At 67.6% G+C, this 16,167-nt stretch carries 15 protein-coding genes; 9 read left to right on the top strand and 6 right to left on the bottom strand.

Annotated elements, in window-relative coordinates; genetic code table 11:
• Positions 1-576: a YqaA family protein gene (locus ACQUS8_RS05450; RefSeq protein ID WP_435098075.1), complete on the top strand. Its 576-nt coding sequence runs from the start codon at positions 1-3 to the stop codon at positions 574-576.
• A 24-nt stretch (positions 577-600) separates the two neighbouring features.
• On the opposite strand, the gene ACQUS8_RS05455 is transcribed toward ACQUS8_RS05450, so the two are convergent.
• Positions 601-789 (bottom strand): DUF5786 family protein, encoded by a 189-nt coding sequence (locus tag ACQUS8_RS05455; RefSeq protein WP_435098078.1) that lies wholly within the window; start codon positions 787-789, stop codon positions 601-603.
• Positions 790-1,137: 348 nt separating this feature from the next.
• Between ACQUS8_RS05455 and metG the strand changes: the two genes are divergently transcribed.
• From metG to ACQUS8_RS05470, 3 genes are all read left to right on the top strand, one after another.
• Positions 1,138-3,198, top strand: a complete 2,061-nt coding sequence (gene metG / locus ACQUS8_RS05460) for a methionine--tRNA ligase (RefSeq protein ID WP_435098081.1) — start codon at positions 1,138-1,140, stop codon at positions 3,196-3,198.
• A gap of 121 nt (positions 3,199-3,319) precedes the next feature.
• Entirely contained in the window at positions 3,320-5,068 is a 1,749-nt protein-coding gene (gene pyk, locus ACQUS8_RS05465) for a pyruvate kinase (protein ID WP_435098084.1), read from the top strand.
• Between the two features lies 1 nt (position 5,069).
• Entirely contained in the window at positions 5,070-5,285 is a 216-nt protein-coding gene (locus ACQUS8_RS05470) for a DUF7312 domain-containing protein (protein ID WP_435098087.1), read from the top strand.
• A gap of 166 nt (positions 5,286-5,451) precedes the next feature.
• On the opposite strand, the gene ACQUS8_RS05475 is transcribed toward ACQUS8_RS05470, so the two are convergent.
• Positions 5,452-5,910, bottom strand: coding sequence for a hypothetical protein (locus ACQUS8_RS05475; RefSeq protein ID WP_435098090.1), 459 nt, complete (start codon positions 5,908-5,910; stop codon positions 5,452-5,454).
• Between the two features lie 216 nt (positions 5,911-6,126).
• On the opposite strand from ACQUS8_RS05475, the gene ACQUS8_RS05480 reads away from it, so the two are divergent.
• From ACQUS8_RS05480 to ACQUS8_RS05490, 3 genes are all read left to right on the top strand, one after another.
• The gene (locus ACQUS8_RS05480; protein WP_435098093.1) at positions 6,127-6,693 is read left to right on the top strand and encodes an NfeD family protein; all 567 of its coding nucleotides are present in this window, start codon (positions 6,127-6,129) and stop codon (positions 6,691-6,693) included.
• 65 nt (positions 6,694-6,758) lie between these two features.
• Entirely contained in the window at positions 6,759-7,955 is a 1,197-nt protein-coding gene (locus ACQUS8_RS05485) for an SPFH domain-containing protein (RefSeq protein ID WP_435098096.1), read from the top strand.
• A gap of 44 nt (positions 7,956-7,999) precedes the next feature.
• Positions 8,000-8,596, top strand: a complete 597-nt coding sequence (locus tag ACQUS8_RS05490; RefSeq protein WP_435098099.1) for a winged helix-turn-helix transcriptional regulator — start codon at positions 8,000-8,002, stop codon at positions 8,594-8,596.
• Here ACQUS8_RS05490 and ACQUS8_RS05495 read toward each other — a convergent pair.
• Positions 8,593-8,838 carry a DUF7123 family protein gene (locus ACQUS8_RS05495; protein WP_435098102.1) on the bottom strand — a complete coding sequence of 82 codons (246 nt, stop codon included), beginning with the start codon at positions 8,836-8,838 and terminating at the stop codon, positions 8,593-8,595. The two genes, ACQUS8_RS05490 and ACQUS8_RS05495, sit on opposite strands and share 4 nt — an antisense overlap.
• Before the next feature lie 307 nt (positions 8,839-9,145).
• On the opposite strand from ACQUS8_RS05495, the gene ACQUS8_RS05500 reads away from it, so the two are divergent.
• The gene (locus ACQUS8_RS05500; RefSeq protein ID WP_435098105.1) at positions 9,146-10,990 is read left to right on the top strand and encodes a flippase-like domain-containing protein; all 1,845 of its coding nucleotides are present in this window, start codon (positions 9,146-9,148) and stop codon (positions 10,988-10,990) included.
• 3 nt (positions 10,991-10,993) lie between these two features.
• Here the strand turns inward: ACQUS8_RS05500 and ACQUS8_RS05505 are convergent, their stop codons facing one another.
• The 3 genes from ACQUS8_RS05505 to ACQUS8_RS05515 are packed head-to-tail and all read right to left on the bottom strand — an operon-like array spanning position 10,994 to position 13,843.
• Entirely contained in the window at positions 10,994-11,749 is a 756-nt protein-coding gene (locus ACQUS8_RS05505) for an SAM hydrolase/SAM-dependent halogenase family protein (RefSeq protein WP_435098108.1), read from the bottom strand.
• Between the two features lie 49 nt (positions 11,750-11,798).
• Positions 11,799-13,319, bottom strand: a complete 1,521-nt coding sequence (gene treF, locus ACQUS8_RS05510) for an alpha,alpha-trehalase TreF (protein WP_435098111.1) — start codon at positions 13,317-13,319, stop codon at positions 11,799-11,801.
• Positions 13,319-13,843 (bottom strand): nicotinamide-nucleotide adenylyltransferase, encoded by a 525-nt coding sequence (locus ACQUS8_RS05515; RefSeq protein ID WP_435098114.1) that lies wholly within the window; start codon positions 13,841-13,843, stop codon positions 13,319-13,321. The genes treF and ACQUS8_RS05515 overlap by 1 nt, the downstream gene beginning before the upstream one ends.
• Positions 13,844-14,021: 178 nt before the next feature.
• Here ACQUS8_RS05515 and lonB point away from each other — a divergent pair, with 178 nt between their 5' ends.
• Positions 14,022-16,064 (top strand): ATP-dependent protease LonB, encoded by a 2,043-nt coding sequence (lonB, locus tag ACQUS8_RS05520; RefSeq protein WP_435098117.1) that lies wholly within the window; start codon positions 14,022-14,024, stop codon positions 16,062-16,064.
• Positions 16,065-16,167 lie beyond the last annotated feature (103 nt).

Below are 16,167 nucleotides of genomic sequence, written 5' to 3' on the forward strand. Positions count from 1 at the left end.
ATGGCGCTCCCCGTTCCACTCACGTCCCTCCTCACGACGGCCGCCGCGCTCCCCGCGGACTACTTCGGGATGCAGGGGCTCGTCGAGAACGCCACGGGGCCCGCGGCGCTCCTCATCGTCTTCGTCTACAGCTTCCTCATCGCCGTCGTCCTCCCGCTCCCGAGCGAGGTCGTCCTCGTCCCCGCGGCCAGCCTCGACTTGGGGTTCAGTTATCCCGTTCAACTCATCCTCGTAATGGCTGCGAGCGGCCTCGGGAAGGCCGCGGGTAGCGTCGTCGCGCTCTACATCGGACACGGCGCGACCCACTCCGGACCAGTCATCGACCTCCTGCGGCGCGCCGGCTACGACCCCATCGAGTGGTCGAAGTCGCGCGTCGTCGAACTCGTGCAGGCCTACGGCTACGTCGGGCTCGCGCTCGGCCTCACCGTCCCCGGCTTCCCGGACACGCTCTCAATCTACGCGTTCAGCGTCCTCGAGAGCGACTACCTGAAGTTCGCCGCCGCGACGTTCGCGGGCAGCGTCGGCCGGCTCGTCGTCACCGTGCTCCTCATTCACGGTACGCTCGCCGTCGTCTGAAAGAAGAGAGAAGAAAAGGGGGGGTTACTCGTCGTCGCCGTCGTCCTTCATGTCCTGCAGGCGGTCGACGAGGTCCTCGCTGGAGGCGCCCGTGTCGAAGCTGACGGTGCCGTCGTGGTCGTTCTCGTGGACGCTGACGGCGTCCTCGTTGTCGTAGTCGGTCCCCGAATTCTGCTTCTCCTGCTCGGACTCGTCGTAGCTACCAAAACCCATACGACACAATCGAGGGGCCGCGCGGGGATAAACCGCTCGTCCACAACGCGGATCGCGTGGGGTTCACTCACGCACAGCGTCGGGAAACGCTTTTGTCGAGCGACGGCCACGTTCCGAGCGTGACCCGGACGGACCGCGCGCCGACGTGCCATATGCGATAGCGACCGCGGCCACAGCGTCGACGCCGCGGTCCGTCCACCGGGAGAGCGCCCCCGACCACAGCCCTCATACGGCCCCGCGGGGGCGCGAAACCGGCCCGCCTTCGTTCTGCATCGCAACCGACCGAGCGACTAGCACCATGATTCCGAATCCACGGGCTTTAGGCCCATACGGCGAGGCGTATCACGTATGACTCACCGAGACCTACCCACGGACAACCCCGCGGTGGTGACGTGCGGGCTCCCCTACGCGAACGGGGACCTGCACGTCGGCCACCTGCGGACGTACGTCAGCGGCGACGCGCTCTCGCGCGCGCTCCGCACGCTCGGCCAGGAGACGGCGTTCGTCTCCGGGAGCGACATGCACGGCACCCCGATCGCGGTGAACGCCGAGAAGGAGGGCGTCACCCCCGAAGAGTTCGCTCTGCGCCACCACGAGGAGTACGAGGAGACGTTCCCGAAGTTCAACGTCGACTTCGACAACTACGGGCACACCCACGAGGAGACGAACGTCGAGCTCACCCAGGAGTTCGTCCGCGAGTGGGAGGCGAACGACCACGTCTACGAGCGCGAGATTCCGGTCGCCTACGACCCGGACGCCGACCAGTGGCTCCCCGACCGCTTCGTCGAGGGCGAATGCCCCTACTGCGGCGAGCACGCCCGCGGCGACGAGTGTGACGAGGGTTGTCAGCGCCACCTCGAGCCCGGCGAAATCGAGAACCCGCGCTCGACGCTCACCGGCAACCCCGCCGAGTACCACGAGCGCGCCCACAAGTTCCTCCGCCTCGAGGACTTCCAGGAGTACCTCCAGGGGTTCATCAACCGGATGGAGGGGACGAGCAACGCCCAGAACCAGCCCCGCGAGTGGATCGAGGGCGAGCTGCAGGACCTCTGTATCACTCGGGACATGGACTGGGGTATCGACTACCCCGGCGAGGGCGCCGAGGACCTCGTCCTCTACGTCTGGGTGGACGCCCCTATCGAGTACGTCGCCTCCACGAAGCAGTACTCCGAGCGCGTCGGCACCGACACCTACGACTGGGAGGAGGTCTGGAAGGACGGCGACTCCGAGATCATCCACGTCATCGGCCGCGACATCATCCAGCACCACACGGTGTTCTGGCCGTCGATGCTCCGGGCCGCCGAGTACAACGAGCCGCGCGCCGTCTGCGCGACGGGGTTCGTCAACCTCAACGGGAAGGCGTTCAGCACCTCGCGCAACCGCGCCATCTGGGCGAACGAGTACCTCGAGGAGGGCTTCCACCCCGACCTCCTGCGCTACTACCTCGCGACGGCCGCGGGCTTCGAGCGCGACGTGAACTTCTCCTGGGAGCGCTTCCAGGAGCGCGTCAACACCGAGCTCGCGGACGTCGTCGGGAACTTCGTCAACCGCGCGCTCCTCTTCGCCGCGCGCAACTACGGCGGCACGCCCGACGCCGAGTTGACCGACGAGACGGAGACCCGCATCGCGGAGGCGATGGACGACTACGAGGACGCCCTCAACGAGTACGACGTCCGGAGCGCCGGCGAGACCGCGGTCGCGCTCGCGCGCTACGGCAACGAGTACATCCAGAACGAGGAGCCGTGGAAGCTCGACGACGACGAGGCCGCGCCCGTCATCCGGGACTGCGTCCAGCTCGTCAAGGCCGTCAGCGTGCTCCTCCAGCCGTTCACGCCCGAGAAGGCCGACCTCGCGTGGAGCCAGCTCGGCGAGGACGGCAGCGTCGCCGACGCCACCGTCGGGGACTGCCTGCAGGCCCCGCCCGCTACCTTCGCGGAGCCCGACGAGCCGCTCTTCGAGAAGATCGAGGACGAGCGCGTCGAGGAACTCAACGAGAAGCTCGAGGAGCGAGTCGAGGAGACTACGAGCGAGGAGGACGAAGCCGAGGACGTGAGCGAAGCCGACACGTCCGAGTTCGAAGCACTCGCCGACGAACGCATCAGTTTCGACGACTTCGAGGCGCTCGACCTGCGCGTCGGGCGCATCGAGGACGCCGAGGGCATCGAGGGCGCGGACAAGCTCGCGCGCCTCACCGTCGACATCGGCGTCGAGGAGCGCCAGATCGTCGCCGGCATCAAGCAACTCCACGACCTCGAGGAACTGCCCGGCACGAAGGTCGTCGTCGTCGCCAACCTCGAGAAGGCCGAACTCTTCGGCGTCGAGTCGAACGGCATGGTGCTCGCCGCCGGCGAGGACGCCGACCTCCTCACCACGCACGGCGACTCCGAACCCGGCACGAAAGTTCGGTAGATCCCTCACGGTCGTTCCACATCCTTACTGGCGCTGAACGGGTCTGAGAGGCCGTAGCGACCGTCTGCGGCGCCGCGTCTACCACCGCCCTTTTTCCCACCGCGGCACCAAGAGCGTCCCAATGCGGAACGCGAAAATTATCTGTACACTCGGACCGGCGACGGACTCCCGCGAGGCGATTCAGGACCTCGCCGACGCGGGCATGTCCGTCGCGCGGCTGAACGCCAGCCACGGCACTATCGAGGACCGACGCGAGCGCATCCATACCGTCCGCCAGGTCGACGACGCCACGGACGAGCCGCTCGCCGTGATGCTCGACACGAAAGGGCCCGAGGTCCGGACCGCCGAGATCGACGAGCCGATTCAGATCGAGACCGACACCACCGTCGAGTTCTACGTCGGCGAGGACGCGACGCCCGAGCGTATCGGCCTCTCGAGCGATATCAGCGCCGTCGAGCCCGGCGACGTCGTCCTGCTCGACGACGGCCGCATCGAGACACGTGTCGAGGGTGTCGCGGACGGCGTCGTCACCGCCTACGTCGTCAGCGGCGGGGAGCTCGGCGCGCGCAAGGGCGTGAACGTCCCCGGCGTCGAACTCGACCTCGACGTCGTCACCGAGAAGGACCGCAGGGACCTGAAACTCGCCGCCGAGGAGGACGTGGACTTCGTCGCGGCGTCGTTCGTCCGGAGCGCCGAGGACGTCTACGAGATCTCCTCGACCATCGAGGAGTTCGGCAACGAGATCCCCATCATCGCGAAGATCGAGCGTGCGGGGGCCGTCGAGAACCTCGACGAAATCATCGACGCCGCCTACGGCATCATGGTCGCGCGCGGCGACCTCGGCGTCGAATGCCCCATGGAGGACGTCCCCATCACCCAGAAGCGCATCATCCGCAAGTGCCGCGAGGCCGGCTCGCCCGTCATCACCGCGACGGAGATGCTCGACTCGATGGTCCACTCCCGTCGGCCCACGCGCGCGGAGGCCTCCGACGTTGCGAACGCCGTCCTCGACGGTACCGACGGCGTGATGCTCTCCGCCGAGACCGCGGTCGGCGACAACCCGACGCGCGTCGTGGAGACGATGGACCGCATCGTCCGAGAGGCCGAGGCGAGCGACGAGTACCACGAACTCCGCGAGCAGCGCGTCCCGACGGCCGACGACAACTCCCGGACGGACGCGCTCGCCCGCTCCGCGCGCTACCTCGCGCGTGACGTCGACGCGACGGCGGTCGTCGTCGCCTCCGAGTCCGGTTACACCGCCCGGAAGGCCGCGAAGTTCCGCCCCGGCGTGCCGGTGGTAGCGACGACGCCGAACGACGAGGTGCGCCGCCAGCTCGCGCTCTCCTGTGGCGTCGCCCCCCAGTACGCCGAGTACACGAGCGGCGGGGCCTCCGCCGTCATCGAGAACGCCGTCTCCGCGGCCATCGACACCGGCATCGTCGAGTCCGGTGACACCGTCGTCGTCGTCTCCGGGATGATGACCGAGCTCGACGGCTCCGACACGACGAACACCCTGAAGGTCCACGTCGCCGCCGAGACGGTCGCCACCGGGCGCTCCGTCGTCGCCGGGCGCGCCACCGGTCCCGCCCACCGCGTCACCGACGGCGACCTGAGCGGCGTCCCCGAGGGCGCTATCGCCGTCCTCCCGCCGGAGTTCGACGGCGAGTTCTCCGGCGACATCGAGAAGCTCGCGGGCGTCGTCAGCGCCGACACCGGCATGACGGGTTACGCCGCGATGGTCGCGCGCGAACTCGACCTCCCGATGGTCGGAAGCGCGACGCTCGACGAGGAGGTCGCGGACGGCGACACCATCACCGTGGACGGCGAGCGCGGCGTCGTCTACGCCGGCGAAATCACCGGGAGCCGATAAGATGGTCGACGTCCTCCCCGACGGCGGCCGTGACGGCGATGACGACGGCGAGTGGCGCTTCTCGCTGGAGGACCTCGAAAACGGTGGGGTGGCAGACGACGAAGCAGCCGGCCCGCCACCCGTCGAACCCGGGTCGCCGAGTGCAGAGAACGTCCTGTTCTTCCTGCTCGGCGCGCTCGGTGCCGTCGGCGTGTTCGCACTCCTGCTGTTCGGGTAGGGACGCAACTCCTCCGAACTCGCTGGAAACGCGAGTGCCGAGCGAAGCAAGGCGTTAACGCCGTAGTTCCCGCGGAGCCACGATACCAGTAATCGACGGCAAGTTCGAGATTCAGTCCGGACCGTGAATCCGAGAGGGTCGGAGACCGATGAGTCGGCCTGTGAGTTCAGCTGTGCATCTTGTACTCCCGTATTCGTCGGAAGATGGAGCTTACTGCTGCCCCGAGTAATACGACGGCACCGATGACGGCAACGAGGATCCCGAATGGCTGGAAGAGAGAGCTCACAACGTCGACGTGAGCGCCGGAGACATCGTAGACAGTCCCATTGTATCGAACGGAGTAGGGCAGTTCTGAGGCGAGGTCCTGTAACTCTTCATCGGTGATCATAAACTGTCCGTCTTGGCCAGGTTCGACTGCGAGTAAGAATAGGGCCCGTTGCTCCCGTGGCAGGTCGGAGAAGTTCGTCGCTGTCGTGTTGGGTTGTGACGTAGGCGTAACGTCGATTCCCGCCTCCCGGTCGATTGTCGCTGAATCGTAGGCCCCATACCCGTAGAGACCGCCGCCGGCGACGAGGAGCACGATACCGATGACGACAGAGACGCGGATTGTTACGGTAGGAGCCATATCCGCACGTCTTCTTCCATTTACAAATATTTCCTCTCACTACTGACAGAAATGTCGTCGTGAACGATAGACGCGTCCTCTATACCGAACGTCCCGCGTGGCTAGCGTCCGCGCGACCACTGGGAGCGCGCCGCGCTTCTGCCAGCGACGGCGAACCCGTCGCGCAGCAAAAGGTCGCGGGTAACGTTCTTCCCGGTCCGTCACGGACGTGCACGTATGGCGGACCCATTCACGCTCTCGTTGCCGCTCCTGCTCGTCATCGCGGGGACCGCACTCTGTATCGCGGAGGCGTTCGCGCCGGGCGCACACTTCGTCGTCATCGGCGTGGCGCTCCTCGTCGCCGGCCTCGCCGGCGTCCTCTTCCCGGCGGTGGTCACGCCGCTCGTCCTCGCCGTCCTCGTCTTCGCGGTGGGTGCGGTAGCGCTCTGGGGCTATCGGAACCTCGAACTCTACGAGGGGACGGGACGGGGGAAGACCGAGGGCTCGACGTCGCTGCGCGGGGAACGCGGCGTCGTCACGGAGCGCGTGACCGACTCGGCGGGCCAGATTCGCCTCCAGGACGGCGGCGGCTTCGACCCGACGTACGCCGCGCGCACCATCGCGGGCGCGAACGCCATCGCGGAGGGGACGGAAGTCGTCGTCGTCGACCCGGGCGGCGGGAACGTCCTCACCGTCGCGGAAGTCGACGGCCAGGACGACATCGACCGCGAACTCGCGAAGGAGCGCGAGCGTCGGGAGCGCGAACGGGACATAGAGAGCGAGCAGGAGTTAGAGCGGGAGTGAGCGCGAGACTCTAACGGAGGTGAGACGGGCGAAGCTTTATCCTTCACTTCGCCAATCGTTGTGGCATGGTCCCGCTCATTCCGCTCCAGACGCTCGGCGGGAGTCTGCCGCTCACCATCGTGGCGGTGCTCCTCGTCGCGCTCGCGGCGGTCACGGTCTACCAGATGGTGGAGATCGTGGACGCCTACGAGAAGAAAGCCCTCACCGTCTTCGGGGAGTACCGCGGCCTCCTCGAGCCGGGTATCAACTTCATCCCGCCGTTCGTCTCGCGCACGTACACCTTCGACATGCGGACCCAGACTATCGACGTGCCGAGACAGGAAGCCATCACGCGCGACAACTCGCCCGTGACGGCCGACGCGGTCGTCTACATCCGCGTGATGGACGCCAAGCGCGCGTTTCTCGAGGTCGATAACTACAAGCGCGCCGTCTCGAACCTCGCGCAGACGACGCTGCGTGCGGTCATCGGCGACATGGAGCTCGACGACACGCTGAACAAGCGCCAGGAGATCAACGCGCGCATCCGCAAGGAACTCGACGAACCCACGGACGAATGGGGGATTCGCGTCGAGTCCGTCGAGGTCCGGGAGGTCAACCCCTCGAAGGACGTCCAACAGGCGATGGAGCAACAGACCTCCGCGGAGCGCAAACGCCGCGCGATGATTCTGGAGGCGCAGGGGGAACGCCAGTCCGCCATCGAGGAGGCCCAGGGTCAGAAGCAGTCCGACATCATCCGCGCGCAGGGGCAGAAGCAGTCGCAGGTCCTCGAAGCGCAGGGTGACGCCGTCTCCACCGTCCTCCGTGCGAAGTCCGCGGAGTCGATGGGCGAACGCGCCGTCATCGAGCGCGGGATGGAGGCCATCGAGCGGATGGGCGAGAGCGAGTCCACGACGTTCGTCCTCCCGCAGGAGCTCACGTCGCTAGTGGGTCGCTACGGCAAACACCTGACGGACAGCGACGTCGCGACGCCGACGGAGGGCCTCGAGAGCCTCGAGTTCGACGAGGAGACGCGCGAACTCCTCGGCCTCGACAGCATTGACGAGCTGCTGAACGAGATCAGCGAGGAGGCCGACGTCGACCCGGAGAAGCTCGAGCAGAAGGCCGAGGAAGTGATGGCCGGACAGGATACGGGCGCACAGGAGACGAATCAGGTCATCGAGGAGATGGACGCGGAACTCGAAGGCGGGTCCGCGGGCGAAACCGGCTCCTCGACGTCCGAGTCTCCCACTGAAGACGTCGAACCCGAAACCGAGAAGGAATAACCCAACATAAGCTTTTTGCCTGAAGGGGAGGTATAGAGTAGCCAATGGGTATCGACGAGGACAAGCGCGCCACGCTCCGTCGGTTCGCCGCCGTCGGGGCCGCCAGCCCGCTCGTCGGCCTCGCGGAGGCCTCCGGGGGGGAGAGCGAAGTCCGGGACGCCATCGGCGGCTACCTGACGACGACGCCAGGCGCGCACTTCTCGAAGCTCCGCGACGACCTGCAACTCGGCACCGGGGAGTCCCAACATCACCTCCGCCGGTTGCTCGACGACGGCATCGTCGAGAGCTATCGCGACGGCGACTACCGGCGCTTCTACCCTGCTGGTGAGTTCTCCGACTTCGAGAAGGTCGTCCTCGGCTACCTCCGGCGCGCGACACCGTCGGCGATGCTCGTCGAACTCCTCCGGACCCCCGACGCGACCGGCGGCGACCTCGCGGAGGCCGCCGACGTCTCGCGCGGGACGATAAGCAAGTACGCCGCAGAACTCGAGAACGTCGGCCTGCTGTCGCGCGAGGACGGCTACGCGCTCACGCGCCCCGAAACCGTCCTCACGCTCGTGCTACGCTACGCGGACTCCTTCGGGCCGGATGCCGCCGCGCTCGCCCGCGAGGCGGACGGCCTCATCCGCTACGACCCCTAGACGGTGACCTTCCACGTCGTCGAGGACGAGTAGCCCCACTTCTCCACGTCGAGGCCGAACTCGCCCTCCTGAATCGCCGTCATGTTCGCGCCGACCTCCTTTGCGGAGAGGTCGAGTGCCTCGCCGATGAGCCGCGACTTGAAGTAGGTCTGCGTGTCGGCGTTCTCGCGGAGGTACGAGAGGATACGCTCCTGCTTCGGGGTGAGAGTGCTCGCCGCCTGCGCCGTCGCGCTCGTGCTCATACTCGATAGGACGGGCGAGTCGCACATAGGGGGTTTGGTACGAGTGGTAAAACAAGGAGTAGAAGCGCTTTCTATCGGTATTAAACGGTTTCGAGGTGTTTCGATTCGGCGTCGGCGTTGGGTCTGCACCGGTGGTTGGTATAGATGGGTAACGTCGCCGGCGCGACCAGTCGTCGCTCGGCGACGGGCGGAACGTCCGAGGGGCGACTGTGCCGTCGCGACGGGGGACGAACCGCCGTATTGGTGCGTCGAGCGGCGGTTCTGAAGTCCAGAAAGGCTTTACGGGGCAGCACCCTTTACCCCGCCAATGAGTACCGGGTCCGTCGAGGTGAGCGTCGTCCTCCCCGCCTACAACGAGGAGGACACCATCGAACACACCGTCCGGAGGACGCGCGAGACGCTCGCGTCCTTCCTCCCCGCAGGGAGTTACGAGGTCATCGTCGCTGAAGACGGCTGTGAGGACCGGACCCCCGAAATCGCGGACGAGCTCGAGGCCGAATTCGCCGACGTCCGCCACTTCCACAGCGACGAGCGTCTCGGGCGCGGCGGCGCGCTGAACGCCGCCTTCGAGGCCGCGGAGGGCGACGTCCTCGTCTACTTCGACACGGACCTCGCGACGGACATGCGCCACCTCGAGCATCTCGTCGAGAGCGTTCGCAGCGGCGAGTACGACGTCGCGACGGGGTCGCGCTGGATGCCCGAAAACGTCGCGGACCGCCCCGCGAAGCGCGGCGTCCCCTCCCGCGGGTTCAACCTCGCCGTGCGCACGATGCTCGGCTCCGAGTTGCGCGACCACCAGTGTGGCTTCAAGGCGTTCTCGCGCGAGGCGTTCCGCGAACTCCGGCCGGCTGTCGAGGACGAACACTGGTTCTGGGACACGGAGATGCTCGTGCGCGCCCAGCGCAAGGGCTTCGCCGTCGAGGAGTTCGCCGTGGACTGGGAGCCGAAGGGCGACTCGAAGGTCGACCTCGTCCGCGACGTCCTCGGGATGGGCTCGCAGATTCTGCGCTGCTGGTGGGAGTTCGCCGTCTCCCCCTACGTGAACCGGCGGACGGGCGCGGTCGCGGGCATCGCGCTCACGCTCGTCGCGCTCGGCCTGATGTTGTTCTACCTCGACCCGAGCGAGGTGCTCGCTGCCGTCGAAGGCGCCGACCCCGCGCTCGTCGCCGCCGGCGGCGTTATCTACGCGCTCTCGTGGCCGCTGCGCGGCGTGCGCTACCGGGACATCCTCGCCGAGTTGGGCTACCACGAGGACACGACCTTCCTGACGGGCGCGGTGTTCGTGAGTCAGACCGGGAACCTCGTCTTCCCGGCACGCGGGGGCGACCTCATCCGCGCGTACGTCGTGAAGGCCCGCCGGAAGGTGCCCTACACCTCCGGGTTCGCGTCGCTCGCCGTCGAGCGCGTCTTCGACCTGCTCACCATCACGTTACTCGCGGGCAGCGTCCTCCTCGGTCTCGCGGTCTTCGCGCCCGAGCAGGTGAGCGCGCTCCTCGCCGCCGTCACCGGCGACGGCGCGCTCGCGGGCAGCCAACAGCAGAGCGGGCGGGTCGCGCTCGCCGTCGCCAGCTTCGTCGGGTTCGCCGCCATCGCCGCCGTCGGCGTCATCGTCGCGTCCGCGCGCACCGACGGCGGCTACGTCCGCCGCGTCGTCGAGTGGGCGAGTGACGACGGCTACGTCGAACTCGTCGCCACGACCGTCGAGGGGTTCGTCCGGGATGTCCAGACGGTGGCCGCGGACGGCCGGGCGTTCGCTCGCGTCGGCGCGACGAGCATCCTCGTTTGGACGATCGACGTCATCACAGCGCTCTTCGTCTTCGCCGCGTTCGGGGTCGATATGCCGCTCGCCGCACTCCTCGCGGCCGGCTTCTTCGCCGTCTCGGTCGGGAACCTCGCGAAGGTCCTCCCGCTCTCCCCGGGCGGAATTGGCCTATACGAGGGCGCGTTCACGCTCCTCGTCGTCACGCTCACCCCGGTCGCCGCGCCCGCGGCGCTCGCGATCGCGCTCGTCGACCACGCCGTGAAGAACGCCGTCACCGTCGTCGGCGGCGTCATCAGCATGGTCACACTGAACGTCTCGCTTACCGAGGCCGTTGACGGCGCGAGCGCGGAGTCCGAGCACGCCGTCGAGGCGACGACTACCGACGACTGATCGTCAGGGGAGATCGAGGCGCACCCGACTTCTGGGGTGGACGCCGAACGCCTCGTCGCCGCGACCTTGGTTCACCGCGAGCTCGACGTTCCCGTGGCTACCGACGGTGAGGATGCGAGTGTCGACGTCGACGGCGTCGTAGGTCCGCGCGATGCGGACGCGTTCGCCGTTCACGTGGGCGTAGTCGCCCCAGTGGTCCTCGAGGAAAGAACCATCAACGTTCGTGATGGCGTTCCCGAAGCCGTCGACGACGAGCACTTCGCCGCGTGCGCTCTCACTCTGGAGCGACGGCTCCGGGAAGGAGAGGTCAACGGGGTCGCTGACGCGCGGATAGTCGAGGGCGTCGAGGCCGGTGTCGTGGACTTCGGCGGCGGCGGGCGCGAAGACGTCCCGGCCGTGGAACGTCGCACTCTCCGGGTCCTCGACGGGTATCTCGTAGCACTCGACGTCGTCCACATCGCCAGCGAGTTCGCGAGCGGCGGGGAGGAGGAGGCCGTTGTCCGGGCCGACGAGCGCGTGTTCGCCCGCGTCGACGGCGATGGGGCGGCGTTCCGTGCCGACGCCGGGGTCGACGACGGCGAGGTGCGTCGCCGCCGGGAACGTCGGGAGGAGTTCGCGCAGCCAGAACGCCGCCGTGCGGACGTCCTGTCGCGGGAAGTCGTGTGCGACGTCGACGAGGCGGGCATCCGTTCGTGAGCAGAGCACGCCGCGCATCGCCGCCGGGTACGGCGACCCGAAGTCGGAGGCGAGCGTAATCATGCGCGAGAAAAGGGGCGGGCGCGAGTAAAACCGTGCGGCCCGCGGGCGTCTAGTCGTCGGCGAGCCACGCGGCGACGACGCCGTTCGTCCAGCCGAAGCCGTCCTGCAGCTCGTACTCGCCGCCACCGGCTTCGCCCGTCGGGTCCCGGACGTCGTACTTCTCGACGAGTTTGCCCTCGCGCTCGAACGTCGCGCGGACGGCCGCGAGGAAGCGGCGCCGGACCTCGTCGGCGAGGTCGTCGTGGCCGTAGTGGCGCAGGCCCTCGACGGCGACGTACTGGAGGGGTGCCCAGCCGTTCGGCGCGTCCCACTGCTCGCCCGAATCGGTGAGCGTCGTCAGGAGGCCGCTCGGGGCGAGGAAGTCGGCTTCGAGGCGCTCGGCGATGGCGGCGGCGTGCTCGTCGCTCGCCAGACCCGTCCAGAGCGGCGCGGCGGCGGCGAGGGTCGCACGGTCCGTCGTCTCGCCGGTCGTCCAGTCGTAGTCGAAGTAGAACGCCTCCGCCTCGTCCCAGCAGTACTCCTCGACGGCGCGCTTGCGTTCCGCGGCACGGCGGTCGTACGTGCGTGCCGTCTCGACGTCGCCAGTGGCCTCCAGCCAGCCGGCGAGGCGTCGCTCCATCCCGTAGAGGTAGCTGTTCAGGTCGACGGGGACGAGGTCCGTCGTGTGCATCGTCTCGAACGCCGCCGGGTCGGCGAGCCAGCGCGAACTGAAGTCCCACCCGGACTCGGCGGCCGCCCGGACGTCCCGGTAGAAGTCGGGTCGTTCTGCCGGGTCGAGCGCGTCGGCGGCCGTGACGTCCTCGCGGTAGGATTCGGGGCGTGGCTCGTCGCGGGCGTCCCAGTGGCGGTTCAGGACGGTGTCGCCGACGCGGACGACGTGCTTCGCCGCCGGGTCGTCGGGCGTGCGCTCGGCAGCGCCGTCCATCCAGTAGGCGTGCTCGCGTTCGAGCGCGTCGAGGTACGGCTCGACGGCGTCGACGCCGCGCTCGCGTTCGAGGACCGCGAGCAGGCGAGCGAACAGCGGCGGCTGAGAGCGGCTCTCGAAGTAGACGCGCGAGCCGTTCGGGACGTGGCCGAGACGCTCGATGAGGCTCGCGAAGTTCTCCGCGAGGGCGTCCACGAGGTCGACGCGGCCGTCGGCGGCGAGACCCTCCGCGGTGAAGTAGGTGTCCCAGTAGTAGAGTTCGCGAAAGCGCCCGCCGGGAACGACGTAGTCCGCGGGGAGTTCGAGGCGCGTGTCGTAGGCGGGGAGGTCCGTCGCCGGGTCGCGGGCGAGGTGGTCCCAGAGCAGGTCGATGTGCTCGCGGAGCCCCCGGTCCGCGGGGAGGTCCGGCGGGTCGTACTCGTCGCTCGGCACGTCGAAGTGCGAGCGGACGAACTCCACCAGGTCGACGTCGCCCGACTCGCGGGCCTCGTGGAACGCCTCGCGAATCGCCTCGGGGTCCTCGGTCGGCGTGGCGTCGACGAACGTCTTCGAGTCCGCGAAGACGCCTGCGCGCTGGACGGCCTCGTAGAGTGCGCCGGCGAGCTGCGGGTAGGTCTCGGCCGCGGGGTGTACGTCGTCGCCCATCAGTCGTTGGGGGAATCGATGTCGGTGTCGCTTATCTGACGGATGCGTTCGATGCCATCGACCTCCCGGATGACGTCCTCGACGGGTTCAGGGACGAGGTCCTCCCAGTCCTCGCCGGCGATCATACGCTCGCGGATTTCCGTGCCACGGAGCACCTCGCGGTCGAACATCGGCGACCCGCGGACCTCGATGCCGGCCTCCTGAAAGAGCCGGACGACGAGCGGGTTGTTCGAGTACGCGACGTCGAAGTTCGGGCTCATCGACTGGACGTGACTCACCCAGACCGCGTTCCGGTTGATGTCCTCGATGGGGACGGCGTACGTCACGAGGTCGATGTCGACGAGCGCCTTCGTGATCATCATGATGCGCTCGCCGCCCGTGAAGGGGTTGCGGACGCTGTGGGACTGGTCGGCGCTCCCGATACCGACGACGAGTTCGTCCACTTCCTCGGCGATCGCCTCGACGACGCGGTGGTGGCCCTGGTGGTAGGGCTGAAACCGCCCGATGTAGAAACCACGAGTCATGGTGTAGTGGTGCGTTGTCCTCACTCACCCTCCGCTGGCGCATAAGAGTGGCGAGTCACCACGGGGTGACCGCCGAATATGGCACGCTAGCCGCCGGAGTCCGGCGTTTTCGTCGTTTTCTGCAGGGAGAAAGTATATCAAGCGCGCTCCCGTTCTTCCCACTAGCGATAAGGGTTCTATGAGCAACGACCGCACGACTGATACTCCCTTAGAGGGGGAGAACGACACCGACCCACGGTCCGACCCCTCGACCGACGGTGACCTCGACGATCTCGGTAGTCAGGTCGACGTCGAGGGCGACGTCGAGATCGACGAGGACGCCGAGGACGACCTCCTCGGCGGCCTGAAGGTCGACTCGACCGCGGACATCAAGGTGCCCGACCGACTGGTCGACCAGGTCATCGGCCAGGAGGAGGCTCGCGACATCGTGATGCGCGCGGCCAAACAGCACCGACACGTGATGATGATCGGCACCCCGGGGACGGGGAAGTCCATGTTGGCAAAGGCGATGAGCCAGCTCCTGCCGAAGGAGAACCTGCAGGACGTCCTCGTCTACCACAACCCGGACGACTCCAACGAACCGAAGGTTCGTACCGTCCCGGCCGGGAAAGGCGACCAGATCGTCGAGGCCCACCAGGAGGAAGTCCGCAAGCGCAACCAGATGCGCTCGTTCCTCATGTGGATCGTCCTCGCGGTCGTCGTCGGCTACGCCTTCCTCGTCGTCGGCCAGATTCTGATGGGTATTCTCGCGGCCGGCATCATCTACTTCGCGTTCCGCTACTCGAACCGCGGGAGCGACGCAATGATTCCCAAGCTCCTCATCAACAACGCCGACCGGCAGAAGGCGCCATTCGAGGACGCGACCGGCGCGCACGCCGGCGCGCTCCTCGGCGACGTCCGCCACGACCCGTTCCAGAGTGGGGGGATGGAGACGCCGAGCCACGACCGCGTCGAGGCCGGCGCCATCCACAAGGCGAACAAGGGCGTGCTGTTCATCGACGAGATCAACACGCTCGACATCCGCTCCCAGCAGCACCTGATGACGGCGATTCAGGAGGGCGAGTTCTCCATCACCGGCCAGTCCGAGCGCTCCTCGGGCGCGATGGTGCAGACCGAACCCGTCCCCTGTGACTTCATCATGGTCGCCGCCGGGAACATGGACGCGATGGAGAACATGCACCCCGCGCTCCGCTCCCGTATCAAGGGCTACGGGTACGAGGTGTACATGGACGACACCATCGACGACACCCCGGAGATGCGGCGCAAGTACGCGCGCTTCGTCGCCCAGGAGGTCGAGAAGGACGGCCGGCTCCCGCACTTCACGCCGGACGCCGTCCGCGAGGTCATCCTTGAGGCGAAGCGTCGCGCCGGCCGGAAGGACCACCTCACGCTCGAGCTGCGTAATCTCGGTGGGCTCATCCGCGTCGCCGGCGACATCGCCCGCGCGAGGGACAGCGAGCAGACCGAGCGCACGGACGTCCTCGAGGCAAAGAAGCGCTCGCGCTCCATCGAACAGCAGGTCGCGGACAACTACATCGCCCGCCGGAAGGACTACGAGCTGAAGACCTCCGAGGGCGAGGCAGTCGGCCGCGTCAACGGCCTCGCCGTCATGGGCGGCGACTCCGGCATCATGATGCCCGTCATGGCCGAGGTCACGCCCCGGCAGGGCGAAGGTGGCGAAATCTTCGCCACCGGCAAACTGCAGGAGATCGCCCAAGAAGCGGTGGAGAACGTCTCCGCCATCATCAAGAAATACACAGGCGAGTCCATCGCGGACAAGGACATCCACATCCAGTTCGTCCAGTCCTACGAGGGCGTGGAGGGCGACTCGGCGTCCATCACGGTCGCCACCGCCGTCATCAGCGCCCTGGAGGACATCCCCATCGCGCAGGACATCGCGATGACCGGCAGCCTGTCGGTCCGCGGCGATGTCCTCCCGGTGGGTGGGGTGACGCACAAGATTGAGGCCGCCGCGAAGGCGGGCTGTAAGCGCGTCATCATCCCGAAGGCGAACGAGCAGGACGTGATGATCGAGGACGAGTACAAGGACCAGATCGAGGTCATTCCGGTCAGCCACATCAGCGAGGTTCTCGACATCGCCCTCGTCGGCGAACCCGAGAAGGACTCGCTAGTCGACCGGCTGAAGAACATCACGGGCGGCGCCCTCGAACGCGGCGCCACCGCCCAGAAGGGCAACAGCGGCAGTCCCTCCCCGCAGTAGGGACGTCTTCCGTTCTCGACTCTTCGTCTCCCGTTTTCGACCGCCGAGCCGCGGCTCGCGACGCCGACCCCGACGAGGGTCGGAAGGCGTGGCCTTAAGGCCG

It is taken from the genome of Halarchaeum sp. P4 (assembly GCF_051195175.1).
Classification (GTDB): domain Archaea; phylum Halobacteriota; class Halobacteria; order Halobacteriales; family Halobacteriaceae; genus Halarchaeum.